Origin of the sequence: Cellulosimicrobium cellulans (assembly GCF_001722485.1) — a bacterium.
GTDB lineage: Bacteria > Actinomycetota > Actinomycetes > Actinomycetales > Cellulomonadaceae > Cellulosimicrobium > Cellulosimicrobium cellulans_A.
On record NZ_LWGL01000199.1, the window covers coordinates 1 to 5168 of the forward strand.

Sequence of the window (5168 nt, forward strand, 5' to 3'; positions counted from 1 at the left end):
CTCACGCGCCGACCCGCTCGGGGCGCGCCGCCGCACCGCCGGGGGCGGCGGTCGCCGCGGCGAGCCCGTCGCCGGCCATGTGCTGCTGCAGGCTCGCGACGTCGAACGGTCCCGACAGGACCGCCTCGATGCCCTGCACCGCGGCGGCCAGCTGGTCCACCGTCGTCGCGATCGGCTTGTCCGCCGCCGTGGTCGCGGCCCGGATCTCGTAGCCGTCGGCGCGCGCGCCCTGGCCGGACGGCGTGTTGATGACGAGGTCGACCTCGCCGGCCGTGATGAGGTCGACGACCGTCGGCTCGCCCTGCGCGCCACGACCCGAGGAGAACTTGCGCACGACCGTGGCCGCGATGCCGTTGCGGCGCAGCACGCTCGCGGTCCCCGAGGTCGCCAGGATCTCGAAGCCGAGCTCCGCGAGCCGCTTGACCGGGAAGACGATCGAGCGCTTGTCGCGGTCGGCGACCGAGACGAACACGCGGCCCGACGTGGGCAGGCCCCCGAACGCCGCGGCCTGGGACTTCGCGAACGCGAGCGGGAAGTTCCGGTCGAAGCCCATGACCTCGCCCGTCGAGCGCATCTCCGGCCCGAGCACGGTGTCCACGACGGTCCCGTCGGCGGTGCGGAACCGCTTGAACGGCAGCACGGCCTCCTTCACCGCGATGGGCGCGTCGAGCGGCAGGTCGCCGCCGTCGCCCTCGGCGGGCAGGACGCCCGCCGCACGCAGGTCGGCGATCGACTCGCCCGCCATGACGCGCGCCGCGGCCTTGGCGAGGGACGTGCCGGTCGCCTTGGAGACGAACGGCACGGTGCGCGAGGCGCGCGGGTTGGCCTCGAGCACGTACAGCACGTCGGAGACGAGCGCGTACTGGACGTTGAGCAGGCCGTGCACGCCGACGCCCGCCGCGATGGCCTCGGTCGAGCGGCGGATGCGCTCGATCTCGGCCTCGGACAGCGACACGGGCGGCAGGACGCACGCCGAGTCGCCCGAGTGAATGCCGGCCTCCTCGATGTGCTCCATGACGCCGCCGAGGAACAGCTCGGTGCCGTCGTACAGCGCGTCGACGTCGATCTCCATCGCGTCGTCGAGGAAGCGGTCGATGAGCAGCGGCGCGGGCAGCAGGCCCGCCGTGCGCTCGTCCGCCGCCGCGGCCGCCAGGGCGCGCTCGACGTACTCCGTGAGCTGCTCCGACGAGTAGACGATCTCCATGCCGCGCCCGCCGAGCACGTACGACGGCCGCACGAGCACCGGGTAGCCGATGCCCGCGGCCACGTCGCGCGCCTCGTCGAGCGAGCGCGCGGTGCCGAACGCCGGGGCGGGCAGGCCGGCCTCGGTGAGCACGCGGCCGAACTCGCCGCGGTCCTCCGCGGCGTCGATCGCCTCGGGGCTCGTGCCGAGGATCGGCAGCCCCGCGTCGGCGAGGCGCTGCGCGAGCGACAGCGGCGTCTGGCCGCCGAGCTGGACGATGATGCCGCGCACCGGCCCCGCGGCCAGCTCGGCCTCGTACACCTCGAGGACGTCCTCGAACGTCAGCGGCTCGAAGTAGAGGCGGTCCGAGGTGTCGTAGTCCGTCGAGACGGTCTCGGGGTTGCAGTTGACCATGACCGTCTCGAACCGCTCGCGCAGCGTGAGCGCCGCGTGCACGCACGAGTAGTCGAACTCGATGCCCTGCCCGATGCGGTTCGGGCCGGAGCCGAGGATGATCACGGCCTCGCGCTCGCGCGGCGCGACCTCGGTCTCGCGGTCGTAGGACGAGTAGTGGTACGGCGTGCGGGCGGCGAACTCCGCGGCGCACGTGTCGACCGTCTTGTAGACCGGGCGCACGCCGAGCGCGCGGCGCACCTCGCGCACCGTCGCCTCGCCCGCCGGGCCCATGCCGCGCAGACGCGCGACCTGGACGTCGGACAGGCCGTGCCGCTTGGCCTCGCGCAGCACGTCCTCGGTGAGCGCGTCCGCGGACGCGACCGCGTGCGCCACCTCGTTGACGAGCTGGATCTGGTCGAGGAACCACGGGTCGATCTTCGTGGCGTCGAACACCTGCTCGACGCTCGCGCCCGCGCGCAGCGCCTGCTGCACGCCGACGATCCGGTTCTCCGTGGGCACGGCGATCTGCGCCAGGAGCGCCTCGAGCTCCGCCCCGGAGACCGGCTCGCCGTCCCAGTGGAACGTCGAGCCGCCCTTGTCGATCGAGCGCAGCGCCTTGCCGAGCGCCTCGGTGAAGTTGCGCCCGAGCGCCATGGCCTCGCCGACGGACTTCATCGTGGTGGTGAGCGTCGGGTCGGCGGCCGGGAACTTCTCGAACGCGAACCGCGGCACCTTGACGACGACGTAGTCGAGCGTCGGCTCGAACGAGGCCGGCGTGACCTGCGTGATGTCGTTGGGGATCTCGTCGAGCGTGTACCCGACGGCGAGCTTGGCCGCGATCTTCGCGATCGGGAAGCCGGTGGCCTTCGACGCGAGCGCGGACGAGCGCGACACGCGCGGGTTCATCTCGATGACGATGACGCGCCCCGTGTCGGGGTCGACGGCGAACTGGATGTTGCAGCCGCCCGTGTCGACGCCGACCTCGCGGATGACCGCGATCCCGATGTCGCGCAGCTTCTGGTACTCGCGGTCGGTCAGCGTGAGGGCGGGCGCGACGGTGATCGAGTCGCCCGTGTGCACGCCGACCGGGTCGACGTTCTCGATCGAGCACACGACGACGACGTTGTCGTTCTTGTCGCGCATGAGCTCGAGCTCGTACTCCTTCCAGCCGAGGATCGACTCCTCGAGGAGCACCTCGGTCACCGGGGAGTAGTGCAGGCCCTGGCCCACGATCTGGCGCAGCTGCGGCTCGTCCCACGCGAAGCCGGACCCGAGCCCGCCCATCGTGTACGACGGGCGCACGACCATCGGGTAGCCGAGGACCTCGGCGGCCGCGACCGCCTCGTCGACCGTGTGGACGATCTGAGAGCGCGCGGACTCGCCGCCGCACAGCTCGACGACCTGCTTGAACTGCTCGCGGTCCTCGCCCTTCTGGATCGCGGGGATGTTCGCGCCGATGAGCTCGACGCCGTACTCGTCGAGGACGCCGGCCTCGTCGAGGGCGATCGCGGCGTTGAGCGCGGTCTGCCCGCCGAGGGTCGGCAGGAGCGCGTCGGGGCGCTCCTTCGCGATGATCGTCGTGAGGACCTCGGTCGTGATGGGCTCGACGTAGGTCGCGTCGGCGAACTCCGGGTCCGTCATGATCGTGGCCGGGTTGGAGTTCACGAGGACGACGCGCAGGCCCTCCTCCTTGAGCACGCGGCAGGCCTGGGTGCCCGAGTAGTCGAACTCGGCCGCCTGGCCGATGACGATGGGGCCCGAGCCGATGACCAGGACGCTGGAGATGTCGGTTCTGCGAGGCACGGGTCAGTTCTCCTTGGTGGTCTGGTCGGCGGCCGCGGCGGCCACGCCCGCGCCGGTCGCGGCGCGCGAGGTCATGAGCTCGACGAAGCGGTCGAACAGGTACGCGGCGTCGTGGGGGCCGGCCGCGGCCTCGGGGTGGTACTGGACGGAGAAGGCGGGCAGGTCGAGGCACTCGAGGCCCTCGACCACCTGGTCGTTGAGCCCGACGTGGGACACGACGACGCGCCCGTAGCGGCCGCCGTCGTGCGGGGCCGTGGACTCGGCGTCGACGGGCGCGTCGACGGCGAACCCGTGGTTGTGGGCGGTGACCTCGACCTTGCCGGTGCGGCGGTCCATGACCGGCTGGTTGATGCCGCGGTGCCCGTACGCGAGCTTGTACGTGCCGTACCCGAGCGCACGCCCGAGGATCTGGTTGCCGAAGCAGATGCCGAAGAACGGGGTGCGCCGGTCGAGGACGCCGCGCAGCAGCTCGACCTCGTGCGTCGCCGCCGCCGGGTCCCCGGGACCGTTGGAGAAGAACACGCCGTCGGGGGCGAGCGCGTCGATCTCCTCCGCGGTCGTCGTCGCGGGCACGACGTGCACGCGCACGCCGCGCTCGGCGAGGCGCTGCGGCGTCATGGACTTGATGCCGAGGTCGACGGCCACGACGGTCGCGACCGGAGTCCCGTCGGGCGTGGAGCCCTCGACCGGCTCGACGACGTACGCCTCGCCCGTGCTGACCTCGCGCGCGAGGTCGGCGCCGGACATCGCGGGGGCGTCCTTCACCTCGGCGACGAGGTCCTCGACGGTGCGGGGGCGGCCGTCGCGCAGCAGCGCGTCGCCCGAGAAGATGCCGCCGCGCATCACGCCGAGCTCGCGCAGGTGGCGGGTCAGCGCGCGCGTGTCGACGTCGCTGATGCCCACGACGCCCTGCTCCGCGAGCTCGTCGTCGAGGGAGCGCTGCGACCGCCAGCTCGACGGGCGGCGCGCGGGGTCGCGCACGACGAACCCGGCGACCCAGATCTGCCGCGACTCGGGGTCTTCGTCGTTGACGCCGGTGTTGCCGATGTGCGGCGCCGTCATGACGACGACCTGCCGGTGGTAGGAGGGGTCGGTGAGCGTCTCCTGGTAGCCGGTCATGCCGGTGTTGAAGACGATCTCGCCGACGGTCGTGCCGCGGGCGCCGTAGGCGCGGCCGTCCTGCACGGTGCCGTCCTCGAGGACGAGCAGGGCCCGGTCGGCCGTGGGGGTGGTCGCTGTGGTGGTCACTGGGCTTCCTTGTCGTTCGGGGCGGCGTCGGGGCCGGGGTCGTGGGAGGGCCGGCCGCCCGGGTCTGCGGGGGCGTCGGTGGCGCCGTCGGGCGCCGTCGTTCGTCGCCCCGCGAGGTCGCGGACCGCGTCGAGGAGGCGGGCCACGTCGTGGTCGTGGCGGGGCATGAGCCCCGTGTCGAGGCGCACCGGCTCCGCGGGCTCCTGCGGCGGGAGGTCGGGCGCGGGGTCGGCGGGCGCGGGCTCGACCGGCACCGCCCAGGTGACGACGACGATCGCCTCCTTGCCGACGAACTTGCCCGCCATGCCGGGTGTGAGCGCGGCGCCGCGGACCGCGGTCGCGGGGACCCACAGGTCCGGCGCGCCGGTGCGGGCGACGTGCAGGCCGGCGTCGTGCACGGTGACGACGGCGCGCGACCGGTCACCCAGCCCGTGGGCGCCGACGCGGGCGAGCCAGTCCCCCGCGAGCGTGCTCGACACGTAGAGCGCGTCGAGCGGGCCGAGGAGGGCGGCTCCGCGCGCCTCGGGCGCCGGCGCGG

General features: G+C 73.4%; 3 protein-coding genes. All 3 read right to left on the bottom strand.

The annotated features are described in order from the left end of the window. Position 1 precedes the first annotated feature (1 nt). Positions 2–3382, bottom strand: coding sequence for a carbamoyl-phosphate synthase large subunit (gene carB / locus JZ5iCDA_RS15385; protein WP_069387948.1), 3381 nt, complete (start codon positions 3380–3382; stop codon positions 2–4). Positions 3383–3385: 3 nt separating this feature from the next. After that, positions 3386–4630, bottom strand: coding sequence for a glutamine-hydrolyzing carbamoyl-phosphate synthase small subunit (gene carA / locus JZ5iCDA_RS15390; RefSeq protein ID WP_069387949.1), 1245 nt, complete (start codon positions 4628–4630; stop codon positions 3386–3388). Beyond that, the coding region (locus JZ5iCDA_RS19120) for a PH-like domain-containing protein (protein ID WP_069387950.1) at positions 4627–5168 on the bottom strand (542 nt) is incomplete at its 5' end. The genes carA and JZ5iCDA_RS19120, both read right to left, overlap by 4 nt.